This window comes from Enterobacter cloacae complex sp. ECL72 (assembly GCF_019056635.1).
Classification (GTDB): Bacteria; Pseudomonadota; Gammaproteobacteria; order Enterobacterales; family Enterobacteriaceae; genus Enterobacter; species Enterobacter hormaechei_C.
The window spans coordinates 2,379,402-2,394,593 of record NZ_CP077659.1 but is presented as its reverse complement, the minus strand read 5'-3'; the positions used below and the strand labels follow the sequence as shown (position 1 = coordinate 2,394,593).

Genomic DNA, 15,192 nt, shown 5'->3' with positions numbered 1-15,192 from the left:
CCTTGCCGGGCGTTTTTACTGGCAGAAGACTTATCATATCGGATGGTGAGCGACAATCAGGAAGTGTGTGTGCAGCACGATACCTTTGTTGTAAAACAATCTTTTTTGCAGTGGCTGCATAAGCGTAGCAATCCCCGTTTGATTGTTAACTTCTGTTTTATCGTTGTCCTGATCTTTTCCACCCTCCTGACCTGGCGCGAAGTTGTGGTACTGGAAGATGCTTATATCTCCAGCCAGCGTAACCATCTGGAAACGGTTGCCAGTGCGCTGGACAGACAGCTTCAGTTCAGCGTCGATAAGATATTGTTTTTTCGCCACAGCATGCGTGATGCTCTGGAAACGCCGCTGGCGTTTGGCGTGCTGCATGATGCGGTAAAGCGTTTTGCGCATTTGCGCACGTCCCCCAGCTGGCAAATTGCGGTTGATAAACAGCGCACGTTACCGATCAACGGTGTTTCGGATGCCTTCGTTGAAAAGACGACCCTTCTGAACCGTGATGATGAGTACCTTGATAATGAACTGTCCGCCGCGCTTGAAGTGGGGTATTTGCTGCGTCTGGCATCCAGCCCTTCCCGCAACGAAGAGCGCGTGATTTATGTCTCTCGCGCCGGATTCTTTCTGGAAACGGATACGCCGGGAAATTCCAGCGATATCGTGCAGCGCTATTACCATCTGGTCACTCAGCCCTGGTTTACCCAACAGTCCGAGCGTGAAAACCGTGCGCGTGCCGTGCGCTGGTTTATCTCGCCGCCTTCCACCTTTGTCGGCAAAAAGCCGCTGATCACCGCCAGCGTGCCGGTTTATTACAATCACGTCTGGTATGGCGTGGTGGCGATGGATTTCACCTTTGCCACCCTGCGTCGCCTGCTGGTGGAAGCCGTGGGCGATAACCCGGAAGGGGAATACCAACTGTATGACAGTCGGCTTACTCAGCTTGCAACGTCTGAATCACCGGCTGCGGACGTTAATCATTTTGACGCGCGCGAATTAGCGCAGATAGCGCACGCGATAGAATCGGATTCCGAAGGCGGCATTCGCCTGGGGAGTCGTTTTGTCAGCTGGGAGCGTCTCGACCATTTTGATGGCATCGTCCTGCGCGTGCACACCCTGGATGAAGGGGTGCGCGGTGATTTCGGCAGCATCAGCATTGTGCTGGCATTGCTTTGGGCGCTGTTCACCGCGATGCTGCTCATCTCATGGCTGGTGATCCGGCGCATGGTCAGTAATATGTATTCGATGCAGAACTCGCTGCAATGGCAGGCCTGGCACGACCCTCTGACCCGGCTGAATAATCGTGGGTCGCTGTTCGAGCAGGCGAAAATGCTGGCGAAGCAGTGTGAACAGCAGTCGCTGCCTTTCTCGGTCATTCAGATCGATCTTGATTGCTTCAAGAGCATCAATGATCGGTTCGGGCATCAGGCGGGTGATAAGGTGTTGTCCCATGCCGCGGGTCTGATTGTCAGCACCCTCCGGACTAAAGATATTGCCGGACGCGTCGGGGGCGAAGAGTTCTGTGTGGTGCTGCCGGGCATGACGCTTGAAGAGGCGGCGGAAGTCGCAGAGCAGATCCGCGAGCGTATCGACAGCAAAGAGATCCTGATTAAGAAAAGTACCACCCTGCGCGTAAGTGCGTCGTTTGGCGTCTCTGGCGCGCAGGAGAAGGGCAATTATCACTTCGAAAATCTGCAATCCACCGCCGATGCGCGTCTGTATGAGGCGAAACAGCGCGGGCGTAACCGGGTCATCTGGCAGGATCACGTCAAAAAGTAATCAAGCCCCTCGCACCAGCCGGTCGGCCCGGTGTGCTGAGTGTGATAAACCCGGGCGGGATCGTTGTTCTTAAGGCTGACGCCCTCCCGGTTGAAGCCTTTCACCACGACGGCAAAGCCTACGCTGTCCAGCAGCGGGGCATCATTCGGGCCGTCGCCCAGGCCCAGCGTCGTCGGTTCGGAACCCTCGTGCAGGCGATACTGGTCCACAAGCCAGTGAACCGCCGCGTCTTTGCCGCAGCAGGTGTCCAGGATATGCCAGAAGCGTGCTCCCTGGACAATCTTCAGCCCCTGCCGGGCGAGTTCGGCGGCAAAGCGTTCCATTTGTTCATCACTGTCACGCCAGATCAGCGTCACGGAAGCCTCGTGTTTACGCGCAAGCACTGAGCGGGGACAACTCAGCCCAGTCCATCCGGCGACCACGCGCTCATCTACGTCATCGAAGGTGGTGAATTTAAGATGCATTTCCTGACGTACCCGGGCAATACACTGCCGGATATCGTCATGCTTCTTTTCTGAGATGAACCGTGCGGCGTTTTCCCACCGTACGTCAGGCTGGATCACCGCGCCGTTTTCCGCAATATAGGGCAACCCGCCAAGCCCCAGCTCCTGCTGGATGTCATCCATCTCGGACGCGGTTTTGCTGCTGCACAGAATGACCGGTACCTGTTCATCCATTAACTTTTCCAGCCAGGGGGCCGCAGGCCGCCAGTCGAGTGTGTGAAAATCCAACAGCGTGCCGTCGAGGTCGGTAAAAACAAGCAGAGTCTCCTCAAACGAAGGCATAACGTCTCCCGGGTGATGATTTCACCTAAGATAAATCTTAAAAAAACAGGCATTGACGCGCCGTTGAAGTGGAAACGATCCCGACAAACCCACAGGCGGCGCATGTTTATACTCATAACCAAAATTCACATGTATAAAATATAATATTCGCTAAGAGAATATATGCTTGTAAGACTATTCCGTTGGGGATAATGTCTTACCTGCATCAGATTTCCTGGTGTAACGAATTTACAAGTGCTTCTTGCATAAGCAAGTTTGATCCCGGTCATCCCCATGACCGGGATTTTTTTCGCCTTAGCGGTTCGTCTCCGAGACGCTAAAGTCATGGATATCCAGCTCGAATGCTTCAGCCAGTTCACGGTAGGTATGGTAATCCCTACCATTGACCACGACACGGTCGGAATTATCCTCCGCGCGATGAACTTCGGACTCACTGATTTCATTGATGGCGGCAAGCAGGGCATCGACATCCACTTCAACCTCACGCTTAATGGTGTCGCTGTACTCTTTGTCGGTCTTCATGGCGGGTTCCTCATTTAATCGTCTCAACAGTTAAGTATAGACCGCACACAAAAACGCCATTCGCGCCAGGTGGCGATGCCAGGCAATGCAATTTGTTCTACACTGGCTCAAAACCACAGGAGGAATGTATGAAGGTCAACGATCGGGTAACCGTCAAAACGGACGGTGGGCCGCGCCGCCCGGGCGTGGTGCTGGCTATAGAAGAGTTTAATGAAGGCACAATGTATCTGGTGTCGCTGGAAGATTACCCGCTCGGCATCTGGTTCTTCAACGAACTGGGGCACCCGGATGGGATCTTTGTGGAAACGGCGGAATAGGGCGGCGTCGGGGGCGTCTTCTCCCCGGCTCCGGCTACTGAAAAGCAAAATCTCTGGCCAGGCCAGAGATCAAGGTAGGGTACAACATGGCCGTGCAAATTAGCGCATATTAACGAAAATCCCATTCGTCACATTATCTGTCAGGCGTACGACATGGTATATGACTTGCTTATTATGCGTTTTAATTTTCCTTTTAATATTTCCTTTGTGTGACGATACTGTTTTTGCCTTGATATTCATCTGGTCTGAGATCTGAATTGTCCCTTGTCCAGCCATCCACATTCTTAGCATACTTGATTCAGTTCTGCTTAATGATAGGGTGGGTAAGTTAACCGCCCCCTACATTCTTAACTTCTTTATTCAAATAATCGCCCAGGATATCATCAAGCGACTCTGGTTTAATCGATTTCGAACTGATTAATAAGTTTTTTACGCACCAACAAATACTCATCGAAATGAATATTGGCGATCGCCATAAAAACAATAAACAGGGTCTTAGGATGCTGATTAATGATCTGCTTAATGTGCTGACTGTTAGCGGGGTCGTGAATGAAACAGTCCTCATTAATAAACACCACGCCGGGCTTGTGGGCGTCACAAGCGGCTGCGAGTTCTTCAACGGTGTGTGCATCGTTGATGTCTCTCTTTCTTACCCCTCTGCTTGCTAAGTACCCGGTTAACCCTAGCCGGGTGTAGCTGCATAAATCCATAATGATCGTTGACATGGCATACCCTCACTCAATGCGTAACGATAATTCACCACCTGCCTGAGAGCTCATAAACAGCCATACGGGATGGAAAAAATCTAATAAAACCTGTGAGCATGACAAAGACTTTCAGGCGAACTCACTATCCCGTAAAGTTACGTATAATTTGCCAGGAATCATCTTAAAGTAAAGTAAATATTAAGTATTGTGAGGTGGTTAGAAACATTTAAACCGCGTCAGATATATCCTGGTAGATGTTTTTCGAGATTATTTTTAGGAATATCCTCAGAAAGACATTGCAAACACTGGGGGTTATTATTTGCGTGGAAGTTCGCTGACAATATCCGCTAACAGATTGAATATCTCGCTGAATAAATGCTCGCAGAAGGGGGCTATAAGTGGCATCAATAATGACATTAATAAAAGGCCAACCGTCAAAGTCACCGGAAAGCCGATGACGAATACCGACAGCTGCGGAGCCATTCGGTTGAGTAAACCTAATGCGAGGTTAACGGTGAGCAGCAGGGTAATGATCGGCAGCGCCAGCATCAGCCCGTTGAGGAAGATCAGCCCGGCAGCCCGCACCAGCGCCAGAAACGCGTTGCTGTTTACCGGGTTGTCGCCAATCGGCAGCGTGTGGAAGGTGTCCACCAGCATCGAGATGAGCCACAGGTGGCCGTTGAACGAGAGAAACAACAGCATCGCCAGCAGGTCGATAATACGCGCCAGCACGGGCATATTCAGATGGCTGCCCGGGTCAACGAACGTCGCGAAAGACAGGCCCATCTGCAAACCGATAAGTTCACCCGCCGTTCGTACCGCGGCGAAGGCGAGCTGCATCGTAAACCCGACCGCCACGCCAATCATCACCTGTTGCAGGGCAATCCAGATCGCATTCGGGGAAAAGATCGGGATATCCACCGCCGGCAGGGTAGGGGCAACGATAATCGTGATAACGATGCCCAGCCCAATTTTGACGCGTTTAGGCACCGACTTTTCACTGAGTATGGGGGCGGTGGAGATCAGCGCCATGATGCGCAGCATCGGCCAGAAATAGATCCCGAGCCACTGAACAAACTGATCGCTGGTGAAATGCAGCATCGTCCGTCAGCCGATGATGTAAGGCAGATTGGTGAACAGGTTGCGCATATAGTCCAGCAGCAAATTGAGCATCCATGGCCCGGCAACGATAATCGCCACGAATACGGCAATGATCTTCGGGATGAACGACAGGGTCATTTCGTTAATCTGCGTGGCGGCCTGGAGAATACTGATAATCAGACCGGTGACCAGCGCAACCAGCAGCAGGGGCGCGGCGACGGCAATCGCGACTTTCATCGCCTCCGTGCCCATCATCATGACCGACTCAGGCGTCATTGCGCGCTCCTCAACTGTAGAAACTCTGCGCCAGCGAGCTGACCAGCAGCTGCCAGCCGTCGACCAGCACGAACAGCATGATCTTAAAGGGCAGGGCAATGGTTGCGGGCGGGACCATCATCATCCCGAGCGCCATCAGGACGCTGGCGATCACCAGGTCAATAATCAGGAACGGAATGAAAATGGTGAAGCCAATCTGGAACGCCGTTTTCAGCTCACTGGTCACATACGCCGGGAGCAGAATGCGCATCGGCACCGCTTCCGGCCCCTGTAACTCACCGGTGTTAGCGAGACGGGCAAACAGGGCCAGATCCGCTTCGCGCGTCTGGCGAAGCATAAATTCACGTAATGGCTGCGCGCCCTTTTCCAGGGCAACCTGCATGGAAATTTTATCTTCGCTGAACGGCTGGTAGGCCTCGGTGTAAATCTTGTCGATCACCGGCGACATAATGAAAAAGGTCAGGAAGAGGGCTAAACCCAGCAGCACCTGATTGGGCGGCGCGGACGGCGTGCCGAGCGCGTTGCGCAGCAGGCCAAACACAATGATGATGCGGGTGAAGCTGGTCATCATTAGCAGGATCGCCGGAATAAAGGTCAGCGAGGTGATGAATACCAGCGTCTGCACGGACAGGGACCAGCTTTGTCCCCCGTTCGCCAGCGGCGTGGAAACCAGCCCCGGCAGTTGCGCATACACAGAGGGCGCGAACAGGCCCAGGCCTGTCAGCGTAAGGAATAACAAACGGCGCATCAGGATCTCCCGGGACGCTTGAGCAAACTCTTCATTACGGACTGGAAATCCGCAGTGGCCTGGGCGTTAGCCTCCACCGTGACAGGCGCAGGGGGAAGCGTGTGAAGGACGTTAATGCTGGAGGCGGTCACGCCCAGCACCAGTCGTGCATCTTCCACCTCCACAATGACCACGCGCTCGCGCGGTCCTAGCGGGGTGCTGGCGCTGACCTTCAACCCGCGGGTACCGGCCGTTTTCCCCGCCAGACCGAAACGCTTTGCCAGCCAGGCGGCGATAAGGATAAAGGCAATAATACCGAACAGCGCGCCGCTCACCTGGAGCAGCGGTGAGCCGGGTACGGCGGAGGGCGCGGACAGTGTTGCCTGGGTTTTCATACTTAACGACTCAGACGACGCATGCGTTCGGAAGGGGTAATGATGTCGGTGATACGTACGCCGTATTTATCGGCCACCACCACTACTTCGCCCTGTGCAATCAGGTAGCCGTTGATCAGAATATCCAGCGGCTCACCCGCTAAACCGTCAAGCGCCACCACGGAACCCTGCGTCAGGCGCAGCAGCTCTTTAATGGTCATGCGGGTGCGACCCAGCTCAACGGTCAGCTTGACCGGAATGTCCATAATCAGGTCGATGTCCTGCAACGTGCCGCTGACGTCGCCGCCGCCTAACTGCTGAAAGACCGCGTCTGCCGCGCTTTTCGTCGGCGTCGTTTTCTGCTCGTTTAACGCGTCAGCCCACAGATCGTCCAGTGCTCCGCTGTTTTCATCGGACGGATTGTTCATGTCACTCATTTGGGCTGTTCCTCATTCAGCGAATTCAAAATCGGGTTGATCAAGTGCTCAACGCGTAACGCATACTGGCCGTTAATCGTGCCGTACTGGCTTGTCAGCACGGGTACGCCATCCACATGGGCAATAATGCGGTCGGGTTTATCTATCGGCAAAACGTCGCCGGGTTGTAATTTCAGGATCTGCGATAACCGCATGGAGATGTCGGCGAAGTTGGCTACCAGCTCCAGCTGCGAATGCTGCACCTGACGCACCAGGTTTTCACGCCAGTTCTGATCTTCGTGACGTGAGTTCTCCAGCGGCGGGTTCACCAGCAGTTCGCGCAGCGGTTCAATCATGCTGAACGGCAGGCAGATGTTGAACTCGCCCGTCAGGTTGCCGATCTCGACGTGGAACGGGGTGTTCACGACGATGTCATTCGGGGAGGTGGTGATGTTGGTAAACTTCACCTGCATCTCGGAACGCACGTACTCCACTTCCAGCGGGTTAATCGCTTTCCACGCGTCGCTGTAGGATTCCAGCGCCAGCTTCAGCATGCGGTTAATCACACGCTGTTCGGTATGGGTAAACTCGCGGCCTTCCACTTTGGTCGGGAAACGGCCATCGCCACCGAACAGGTTATCCACCGCGATGAACACCAGGCTTGGCGAGAACACAACCAGGCCGGTACCGCGCAGCGGTTTCAGATGGATCAGGTTAAGGTTGGTTGGCACCGGCAGGTTGCGGGCAAACTCATGATACGGCTGAATGCGGATCGCACCGACGGTGATATCCGGGCTACGACGCAGCAGGTTAAACAACCCCATACGGAATTGACGTGCGAAACGTTCGTTGATGATCTCCAGCGCCTGTAAACGCTCGCGCACCACACGACGCTGGGTATTGGGATCGTAGGGACGAATATTATCATCGCCGGTCAGACCCGGTTTCGGTTCGTCACTTTTATCGCTGTCGCCGTTGAGCAGCGCATCGATTTCTGCCTGAGAAAGAATACTGTCGCCCATGTCGTTACCGCAGAATGAAGGCTGTATACAGAACGTCAGTGACTTCCTGCTTAGGTTGGCCGTTTACCAGCGGGGTCGCCAGCGTCTGTTTTATGGCATCGACCAGCTTTTGCTTGCCCACATCGGTGGCGAGCGCGGAGGCATCCTGACGAGAAAACAGCAGCAGCAGACGGCTACGCACTTCTGGCAGGTAGTCGTTCAGGCGTGCACGGGTCGCTTCATCTTTCAGACGCAGCGTAATACCCACGTAAAGCACGCGATCCGCATCGCCCAGGTTCACGGTGAACGTATCCAGCGGGTAGAAGACCGGCGCCGGTGGAGGCGGCGCTTCAGCTTTGGCGGCCGCGCTGGAGGGTTCCTGCTGCATACGCCAGTAACTGTAGCCTGCGGTGGCGCAGGCCGCGAGGGTAATCAACACCAGCAGCGGGATCCAGATGGAACGCTTGCTTTTTTTGGTGATAGCGGAGTCTGTCATCTGATACGAGCTTCCTGTTTCGGTACAGCTTAATACGGTGATTATCCCGTGTCCGGCTTAGGTCAAAGCGTGGAAAAGACGGGGATAATCACGTTACCTCTGGCGTTTAGGCAAAGATGTCTACGGCACGGCTGCCGCGCGCGGCGGATTGCAGGGCGGCAGGGGCAGGCAATAACTCTTCACTCTCATCGTTAAACCCGCCATGCTGGCCGGAACGCGAAGCGTGCTGTTGCTGCCCGGATGAGGACTGCTGTTGCCCGGCAAAGCCCTCGCTGCTGACGCTGCTTTGGGAAAGCTGAATGCCGTTTTCCGCAAGCTGCGTGCGCAGGATCGGCAGGGCCGCTTCCAGCGCCGCGCGGACGTGGCTGTGGGGCGAAACCATCTGCAACTGCGCCTGGTTGTCATCCAGCTTAAGCGAAATTTGCACCTGACCCAGATCCTCCGGGTGCAGACGCAGCTCTGCGGTCTGCTGTCCCTGCTTTGTGAACAGGGTGATGTGCTGGCTCAGATTCTGCTGCCATTCGTGCGTGCCCAGAGGCTGGCTTAACACCGGCGCTGTCGCAACGGTAGCGGCAGGCTGTGAAGGCGCCAGGTGACTGACGATCGGCGCCAGCGTCGCGGTTGGGCTGGCGGCAGACGACGCCGCGCTCGCTACGTCCTGCTTCTCTGCGACGGCGGCGACGGCTGGCGTAACGGCTGCCGTGGCGGGCAGCGACGTGTCGCTGTCCTGAACCGGCATTTTTTCCTGACCCGTTAACGCATGGCTAAGCGGCTGATGCTGGCCGTTGTCCGTCTGGGCTAGCGCAGAGGGGAGGGCAGCTCGGGGGGCGATCTCCCCTGTGCTCGCAGGCTGCGTCGCTACCGGGGTGGTGGTCTGCTGGTGCGGTAACATCGCCATCAGCGCGCTTAACCCGGCCAGCTCCTCTTCTTCAGTCGTGGTCTCGCTGTTTGTTTTCGCCTCCGGCTGGGTCAGCGTCTTCAGCGCATCCGTATTCGCTGCGGGGTTCAGGCCGGAGACGAGGCTTTGCAGGGAGACGGCGGTATCTTCACCAGTCAGGGTCTCCTGACGGGAGAGCAGTTCGGCGATTTTGGCCTGGAGCGTGGTATCACCGTTTTTTTCCTTTGCCGCTGTCGACAGCTTGCTGCCCGCCGCTTTTAGGTCCGCCAGCGTCAGCGGGGCATCTTTGCCTTTGCCGGTGGTCTCGGTCAACGCGCCCGCCAGCAGAGAGAGAAAATCTTGCGCGCCCTCAGCGCCTTTTCCGGTCAGCGTGCCGCCGGACGGGTCGCTGTCGGTCATCAGCAGTTGTTGCAGTGTGATCATTCTGGTTTCCTCATTGATGCGCGCTGGGCAAACTCATCCATTTTTTTCTGATCCAGACGGTTTTCCGCCAGGGTCGAGGCTGCAATCTGCCGGTCCTGTAAGGTTTGCCAGGCCTGCAACCGCTGTTTTTTCTCGCGCCAGAAATTCAGCGCGGTATCGACTTTTTGCGTCCACTGGTTAAGCTGCTGGCGATGCTGCTCAATCGCCTTTTCCAGCGTCTGGATAAACTGCTGATAGTTAATCCAGCGCTGGCTACCAATGCCCTGCGTCATGTCGGTGTTAAGGTTGGTGCGATATTCATGCTGATAGTCGATTAACATCTTCAACTGTTCTTCAGCCTGCTGGCACCCGCGTCGCATTGCGCCAAGCTGCAATGCGGCATCATCAACTTCTTTTTCAGCCAGATCTTTCAGCGTTGATAACGCACTGTTCTGCGCCATGACCTTCGCCCTCCACCTGTGTTACACCTGCGGGAAAATCAGCTCCAGTGCCTGGAGGGAATCTTCCCAGTCGGCGCGTTCAAAAATACCCTGTTGCAGAAATGCCTCCAGCTGCGGCCACAGGGCAATCGCTTTATCGAGCATCGGGTCGCTGCCTTTGGCGTACGCCCCGACGCTCACCAGATCGCGGTTGCGCTGGAAGCTGGAGAGCAGTTGTTTGAAGTTACGCACGCGGGCGTAGTGTTGCTCGGTGATCAAGGCCGTCATCGCACGGCTGATCGAGGCTTCAATATCAATTGCCGGGTAGTGCCCGGCTTCGGCCAGACGGCGCGACAGCACGATATGGCCGTCGAGAATCGCTCGCGCGGAGTCGGCAATCGGGTCCTGCTGGTCATCGCCTTCGGTCAGTACCGTATAGAACGCGGTGATGGAGCCTCCGCCGCTGATGCCGTTCCCCGCGCGCTCAACCAACGCCGGGAGCTTGGCGAAGACCGACGGCGGGTAGCCTTTGGTCGCGGGCGGCTCGCCGATGGCCAGCGCAATCTCACGCTGCGCCATCGCGTAGCGGGTCAGGGAGTCCATAATCAGCAGCACGTGCTGGCCCCGGTCGCGGAAATCTTCCGCAATACGCGTGGCGTAGGCGGCACCCTGCATACGCAGTAGCGGCGACACGTCCGCAGGCGCGGCGATCACCACCGAGCGGGCGCGGCCCTCCGCACCCAGAATGTTTTCGATGAAATCTTTGACTTCGCGACCACGCTCACCAATCAGGCCAACCACGATAACGTCCGCCTGGGTATAACGCGCCATCATGCCGAGCAGGACCGATTTACCCACGCCGGAGCCGGCAAACAGCCCCATACGCTGGCCGCGTCCCACGGTGAGCAGGGCGTTAATCGGCCGCACGCCGGTATCCAGTACGTGCTCGATTGGCGTGCGTTGCAGCGGGTTGAAGGGTTGGGTGATCAGCGCGCCGGTTTCGGTGGTATCAGGGGAGGGCAGGCCATCGAGCGGTTTGCCGCTTCCGTCCAGCACGCGGCCCAGCAGCGCCGGACCGAGCGGGAGCTGTTTGCCGCTTTGCAGGCCGTCACCGCTGATGTTTTTCGCGTAGACGCGGGCGCCGGGCAAAATCCCTTCCACTTCTTCAAGGGGCATCAGAAACAGGCGCTGACCGTTGAACCCGACCACTTCGCTTTCCACTTCACGCGTCTCCCCCCCGTCCTGACGCTCAATCACGCAGGTGGCGCCGAGCGGAAGTTGCAGCCCAGTGGCTTCCAGGACCAGACCGGTGGCGCGCGTCAGGCGTCCATAACGACGAACGGATGGCAGCTGCGCCATCTTCGTTTCAAAATTATCGAGCGTGTTAAGCCAGCGCGTAAGGCGAGCGGTCATCAGATGACTCCCGGTGCCGCCAGGCGGCACAGTTCCTGCCAGCGGGTCGCGACGCTGGCATCCAGATCGCCCTCATCCGCCGAGACCTTACAGCCTCCGTGATGGAGCGACGGATCGCCGCGCAGCCGCCAGCCGTGCAGGCTCAGCGTCGCGCCGAGGCTCTCTTCCACGCGCTGCAAATCATCAGGATGAACGCGCAGCTGCGGTTTGCCGCTGAACAGCGGCTCCTGCTGGAGCAGCCCCTGGATCTGCTTAATCAGCGCGGCGTTATCCACTACCGGCGTCTGGCCGATCACCTGACGGGCCGCCTCCAGCGCCATCTGCATCAGGCGCGAAGCAATCACGCTGTCGAGCGCATCCAGCGTGTGCTGAAACTCGCTCACCAGTTGCTGCATGCGGGCATGCAGCGGCGCCTGCTGCTGGCGCGCCTGCTCGATGCCCTGCTCTAAACCTTTCGCCAGCCCTTCCTGATAGCCCTGTGCGTGCCCGGTCTGACGGCCTTCGTTCATCCCGGCGTTGAAGCCCTGCTCGTGCGCCTGCATTTGCATCTGGGCCAGCATCTGGGCGCGTTGTTCCTCTTCACTCAGCTCGGGGATGCCCGCCCCGGCGTCGCCCTCGTCGGACGACACAACGGCAGGGGTGAACTCTGCGGTGGGAGGGGAGAGGTCGTCAGGCGTCCAGCGCTTCCACGACAGTTCATCAGACATAGGTGTCGTCTCCGCTGCCAATCACCATCTCGCCGGTTTCTGCCAGACGACGAACAATAAGCAGGATCGCCTTCTGTTCGTTTTCCACCTGAGACAAACGCACCGGGCCACGGTTGGCCAGGTCGTCGCGCAGGATATCGGCCGCACGCTGGGACATGTTGCGCAGGAATTTCTCGCGCAGCGGCTGCTCGGCGCCTTTGAGGGCGATAAGCAGCGATTCGGAGTCCACCTCCTGGAGCAGGCGCTGGATGCTGCGATCGTCCACTTCGACCAGGTTTTCGAACAGGAACATCTCGTCGATAATTTTCTGCGCCAGCTCGCCGTCGAACTCGCGTACCGCCGTAATAACCGCCTCTTCCTGCTGCGTTTTCATCAGGTTGATGATTTCCGCTGCCGTTCTCACGCCACCCATTTTGCTGCGCTTGAGGTTCTGGCCGTCGAGCAGGTTGTTCAGCACTTCGGTCAGCTCCGCCAGCGCGGCTGGCTGGACGCCGCCGAAGGTGGCGATACGCAGCATCACGTCGTGGCGCAGGCGCTCGTCAAACAGCGCCAGAATATCGGCTGCCTGACCCCGTTTGAGGTGGACCAGAATGGTGGCGATAATCTGCGGGTGCTCGTCGCGAATAAGATCGGCGGCGCTTTGCGGCTCCATAAAGTTGAGCGTTTCGATCCCGCTGGCGGTGTCGCGCGTTTCGAGAATATCTTCCAGCAGGCTGGCGGCGCGCTCTTCGCCCAGCGCCTTAACCAGCACGGAGCGCAGGTATTCGTTGGCGTTGACGTTGAGCGCGGCAAACTGCTCGGCTTCCTGCTCAAACTCCGCCAGCACTTCTGTCAGCTGCTTGTTGGAGATCTGGCGCACGTTGGCCATCGCCGCGCTGAGGATCTGCACTTCTCGCTGGGAGAGATGTTTAAACACTTCCGCCGCGCGATCTTCGCCAATGGTCATCAGCAGGATGACGCTCTTATCGGTGCCTGTAAGCGTATTACTCATGTTCGTTACCCATCCAACCGCGGATGACCAGCGCGACGACGCGCGGATCGTTATCTGACATTTCGCGAATGCGCTGGCTCATCACCTCTGCGCCCATACGCTGGTTAGCACGGCGCTGCTGCATCTGTTCATCTTTGCTGAGACGAACTTCAACCGCTTCTTCCTCGTCCGGACGCGCGTTCTTCTGTTCCAGCGCGGCTTTCTCGGCTTCAGCACGGCGCTGTAGCTGAGGACGAACGCCCTTACGCCACAGCAGCCACGCGACAATCAGCACCAGCAGCCAGCGGCCTGCGGACATCAGCTGATCGAAGAACGCCTGCTGTTGCCAGAACGGCAGTTCGCCACCGGTCTCATCCACCGGGTTGAACGGTGAGTTCACAACGTTGAGGGTATCGCCACGTTTTTCAGAGAAGCCCATCGCTTCGCGGGTTAAATCTTCGATCTGCTTCATCTGCTCCGCCGTGAGCGGCAGCGGTTTACTGTCCGGCAGCGTTTTGTAGTTCACCACCACGGCAACAGAGAGACGCTGAATATCCCCCGTGTTCAGTTTGGTATGGCGGATAGTCCGGTCGACTTCGTAGTTGGTCGTTTCGTTACGGCTGCTGTTACGCGGGCCGGTACTGTTCGCGGTCGAGGTCGTCTGCTGATTCGTTTGCTGACCGTTCTGCGGGTTTGCCGGCGGGGTGGAGATTGGCGCGGCGTTGGCAGGCGCAGGCTGGTTAGAGAGCGCGCCCGGCACACCGCCAGGATACTGTCCGCCGACCTGTTCCGTCTCATTGATCTGACGCGAGCGTAACACGGCGCGGGAGGCATCCCCGTTCGGAGCGTACTGCTCTTCGGTCTGTTCTTTATTCGAGAAATCAATCTGCGCGGTGACCTGCGCGTGTACGTTGCTGCTGCCGACCACCGGGCCCAGAATCGCTTCGATGCGACGCTGGAGACGGCCTTCCACATCCGCGGCGTATTTCAGCTGGGCGTCATTGAGATCGCGCCCGGCGGTGTTGGACTGCGTCAGCAGATGACCACTCTGATCCACCAGCGTAACGTTACCCGGCGGCAGGCCGGCCACCGCACTGGAGACCAGGTGCGTGACGGCGCTGATCTGCCCTTCATCCAGCGCACGGCCAGGTTCGAGGTTAACGGTCACAGAGGCCGAAGGGGACTTTTGTTCACGGACAAACAGGGACGGCTTAGGCATCGCCAGGTGCACGCGGGCACTTTTCACCGGGCCTAAGGTTTCAATCGTACGGGCCAGCTCACCTTCCAGTGCGCGCTGATAGTTAACCTGCTCGCTGAACTGACTGATGCCGAATTTTTCCTGATCCAGCAGCTCAAAACCAACCGCGCCGCCTTTTGGCAGCCCCTGCTGGGCGAGACGCAGGCGAAGCTCGTGCACTTTATCTGCCGGTACTTCAAGCGCACCACCGTTATCGGCAAAGCGATACGGGATGTTCATCTGGGTTAACTGGGTGACGATGGCACCGCCATCCTGGTCAGAAAGGTTGCTGTAGAGCGTGCGGTAATCCGGGCTTTTTGCCCATAAGACCATCGCGACAACGATCGCAATGGCGGCAGCGCCTGCCACAATCAACGGGATCTTAGGGTTGGCGCGAAGGCGGTTCATCCACTCGAGTGATTTATTCTGTGGCGCTGTCGATGCTGCTGTCGCACTCATTGCGCACCTCTTAAATCCTGGTGGTTTACGTTATTCGTGTAGAGAAACAAAACTGACTCCCGGGTCGGCAAACACGACAAAAGTTCCATACTGATGGCCCTGCCATTATTTGATGATTCGGGATTTTCTATGCGTCAAATAACCTGGTTTTTTAACGCTATTTACCGCCATTAT

16 protein-coding genes and 2 pseudogenes are annotated in these 15,192 nt (G+C 57.0%); 2 read left to right on the top strand and 16 right to left on the bottom strand.

What is annotated here, in order from left to right; all coding sequences use genetic code 11:
• Nucleotides 1-69: 69 nt before the first annotated feature.
• Nucleotides 70-1,770 carry a cellulose biosynthesis regulator diguanylate cyclase DgcQ gene (dgcQ, locus tag KTH07_RS11690; RefSeq protein ID WP_023303926.1) on the top strand — a complete coding sequence of 567 codons (1,701 nt, stop codon included), beginning with the start codon at nt 70-72 and terminating at the stop codon, nt 1,768-1,770.
• On the opposite strand, the gene KTH07_RS11685 is transcribed toward dgcQ, so the two are convergent.
• Together KTH07_RS11685 and yodD are read right to left on the bottom strand one after the other, a co-directional pair.
• Nucleotides 1,755-2,555 (bottom strand): mannosyl-3-phosphoglycerate phosphatase-related protein, encoded by an 801-nt coding sequence (locus KTH07_RS11685; RefSeq protein ID WP_023303925.1) that lies wholly within the window; start codon nt 2,553-2,555, stop codon nt 1,755-1,757. The two genes, dgcQ and KTH07_RS11685, sit on opposite strands and share 16 nt — an antisense overlap.
• 294 nt (nt 2,556-2,849) lie before the next feature.
• Nucleotides 2,850-3,077, bottom strand: a complete 228-nt coding sequence (yodD, locus tag KTH07_RS11680) for a YodD family peroxide/acid resistance protein (RefSeq protein ID WP_017383339.1) — start codon at nt 3,075-3,077, stop codon at nt 2,850-2,852.
• Nucleotides 3,078-3,205: 128 nt separating this feature from the next.
• Here yodD and dsrB point away from each other — a divergent pair, with 128 nt between their 5' ends.
• Nucleotides 3,206-3,394 carry a protein DsrB gene (dsrB, locus tag KTH07_RS11675; RefSeq protein ID WP_003859583.1) on the top strand — a complete coding sequence of 63 codons (189 nt, stop codon included), beginning with the start codon at nt 3,206-3,208 and terminating at the stop codon, nt 3,392-3,394.
• A 99-nt stretch (nt 3,395-3,493) separates the two neighbouring features.
• Here the strand turns inward: dsrB and rcsA are convergent.
• From rcsA to fliF, 14 genes and pseudogenes are all read right to left on the bottom strand, one after another.
• A pseudogene (gene rcsA / locus KTH07_RS11670) lies at nt 3,494-4,119 on the bottom strand (transcriptional regulator RcsA).
• Nucleotides 4,120-4,409: 290 nt separating this feature from the next.
• Nucleotides 4,410-5,202 (bottom strand): annotated as a pseudogene (fliR, locus tag KTH07_RS11665) (flagellar biosynthetic protein FliR); the annotation flags it as partial.
• A gap of 6 nt (nt 5,203-5,208) precedes the next feature.
• A complete protein-coding gene (fliQ, locus tag KTH07_RS11660) occupies nt 5,209-5,478 on the bottom strand; it encodes a flagellar biosynthesis protein FliQ (RefSeq protein ID WP_003859587.1) in 270 nt (89 codons plus the stop codon).
• 10 nt (nt 5,479-5,488) lie between these two features.
• Nucleotides 5,489-6,226 carry a flagellar type III secretion system pore protein FliP gene (gene fliP, locus KTH07_RS11655; protein ID WP_015572437.1) on the bottom strand — a complete coding sequence of 246 codons (738 nt, stop codon included), beginning with the start codon at nt 6,224-6,226 and terminating at the stop codon, nt 5,489-5,491.
• Nucleotides 6,226-6,600 carry a flagellar biosynthetic protein FliO gene (gene fliO, locus KTH07_RS11650; protein WP_017693142.1) on the bottom strand — a complete coding sequence of 125 codons (375 nt, stop codon included), beginning with the start codon at nt 6,598-6,600 and terminating at the stop codon, nt 6,226-6,228. The genes fliP and fliO overlap by 1 nt, the downstream gene beginning before the upstream one ends.
• A 2-nt stretch (nt 6,601-6,602) precedes the next feature.
• Nucleotides 6,603-7,016 carry a flagellar motor switch protein FliN gene (fliN, locus tag KTH07_RS11645; RefSeq protein WP_003859592.1) on the bottom strand — a complete coding sequence of 138 codons (414 nt, stop codon included), beginning with the start codon at nt 7,014-7,016 and terminating at the stop codon, nt 6,603-6,605.
• On the bottom strand, nt 7,013-8,017 hold the full coding sequence (gene fliM, locus KTH07_RS11640; RefSeq protein WP_003859594.1) for a flagellar motor switch protein FliM: 1,005 nt from the start codon (nt 8,015-8,017) through the stop codon (nt 7,013-7,015). The genes fliN and fliM overlap by 4 nt, the downstream gene beginning before the upstream one ends.
• Before the next feature lie 4 nt (nt 8,018-8,021).
• Complete coding sequence (gene fliL / locus KTH07_RS11635; RefSeq protein ID WP_003859598.1) at nt 8,022-8,492, bottom strand: flagellar basal body-associated protein FliL; 471 nt, start codon at nt 8,490-8,492, stop codon at nt 8,022-8,024.
• A 106-nt stretch (nt 8,493-8,598) separates the two neighbouring features.
• On the bottom strand, nt 8,599-9,813 hold the full coding sequence (gene fliK, locus KTH07_RS11630) for a flagellar hook length control protein FliK (RefSeq protein WP_023303924.1): 1,215 nt from the start codon (nt 9,811-9,813) through the stop codon (nt 8,599-8,601).
• The gene (fliJ, locus tag KTH07_RS11625; RefSeq protein WP_006811155.1) at nt 9,810-10,253 is read right to left on the bottom strand and encodes a flagellar export protein FliJ; all 444 of its coding nucleotides are present in this window, start codon (nt 10,251-10,253) and stop codon (nt 9,810-9,812) included. Before fliJ ends, fliK begins: the two co-directional genes overlap by 4 nt.
• Before the next feature lie 21 nt (nt 10,254-10,274).
• Entirely contained in the window at nt 10,275-11,645 is a 1,371-nt protein-coding gene (fliI, locus tag KTH07_RS11620) for a flagellar protein export ATPase FliI (protein WP_017693144.1), read from the bottom strand.
• Nucleotides 11,645-12,352: a flagellar assembly protein FliH gene (gene fliH, locus KTH07_RS11615; protein WP_032619386.1), complete on the bottom strand. Its 708-nt coding sequence runs from the start codon at nt 12,350-12,352 to the stop codon at nt 11,645-11,647. Before fliH ends, fliI begins: the two co-directional genes overlap by 1 nt.
• The gene (gene fliG, locus KTH07_RS11610; RefSeq protein WP_003859608.1) at nt 12,345-13,343 is read right to left on the bottom strand and encodes a flagellar motor switch protein FliG; all 999 of its coding nucleotides are present in this window, start codon (nt 13,341-13,343) and stop codon (nt 12,345-12,347) included. Before fliG ends, fliH begins: the two co-directional genes overlap by 8 nt.
• On the bottom strand, nt 13,336-15,018 hold the full coding sequence (gene fliF, locus KTH07_RS11605; RefSeq protein WP_023303922.1) for a flagellar basal-body MS-ring/collar protein FliF: 1,683 nt from the start codon (nt 15,016-15,018) through the stop codon (nt 13,336-13,338). The genes fliG and fliF overlap by 8 nt, the downstream gene beginning before the upstream one ends.
• Between the last annotated feature and the right edge of the window lie 174 nt (nt 15,019-15,192).

Excerpts from the sequence above, each read along its gene's own strand:
- fliF (WP_023303922.1), bottom strand. The coding sequence starts at position 15,018 with ATGAGTGCGACAGCAGCATCGACAGCGCCACAGAATAAATCACTCGAG.
- fliN (WP_003859592.1), bottom strand. The coding sequence starts at position 7,016 with ATGAGTGACATGAACAATCCGTCCGATGAAAACAGCGGAGCACTGGAC.
- fliL (WP_003859598.1), bottom strand. The coding sequence starts at position 8,492 with ATGACAGACTCCGCTATCACCAAAAAAAGCAAGCGTTCCATCTGGATC.
- fliH (WP_032619386.1), bottom strand. The coding sequence starts at position 12,352 with ATGTCTGATGAACTGTCGTGGAAGCGCTGGACGCCTGACGACCTCTCC.
- fliM (WP_003859594.1), bottom strand. The coding sequence starts at position 8,017 with ATGGGCGACAGTATTCTTTCTCAGGCAGAAATCGATGCGCTGCTCAAC.
- fliJ (WP_006811155.1), bottom strand. The coding sequence starts at position 10,253 with ATGGCGCAGAACAGTGCGTTATCAACGCTGAAAGATCTGGCTGAAAAA.
- fliQ (WP_003859587.1), bottom strand. The coding sequence starts at position 5,478 with ATGACGCCTGAGTCGGTCATGATGATGGGCACGGAGGCGATGAAAGTC.
- fliI (WP_017693144.1), bottom strand. The coding sequence starts at position 11,645 with ATGACCGCTCGCCTTACGCGCTGGCTTAACACGCTCGATAATTTTGAA.
- fliP (WP_015572437.1), bottom strand. The coding sequence starts at position 6,226 with ATGCGCCGTTTGTTATTCCTTACGCTGACAGGCCTGGGCCTGTTCGCG.
- fliG (WP_003859608.1), bottom strand. The coding sequence starts at position 13,343 with ATGAGTAATACGCTTACAGGCACCGATAAGAGCGTCATCCTGCTGATG.
- fliO (WP_017693142.1), bottom strand. The coding sequence starts at position 6,600 with ATGAAAACCCAGGCAACACTGTCCGCGCCCTCCGCCGTACCCGGCTCA.
- dsrB (WP_003859583.1), top strand. The coding sequence starts at position 3,206 with ATGAAGGTCAACGATCGGGTAACCGTCAAAACGGACGGTGGGCCGCGC.
- KTH07_RS11685 (WP_023303925.1), bottom strand. The coding sequence starts at position 2,555 with ATGCCTTCGTTTGAGGAGACTCTGCTTGTTTTTACCGACCTCGACGGC.
- yodD (WP_017383339.1), bottom strand. The coding sequence starts at position 3,077 with ATGAAGACCGACAAAGAGTACAGCGACACCATTAAGCGTGAGGTTGAA.
- fliK (WP_023303924.1), bottom strand. The coding sequence starts at position 9,813 with ATGATCACACTGCAACAACTGCTGATGACCGACAGCGACCCGTCCGGC.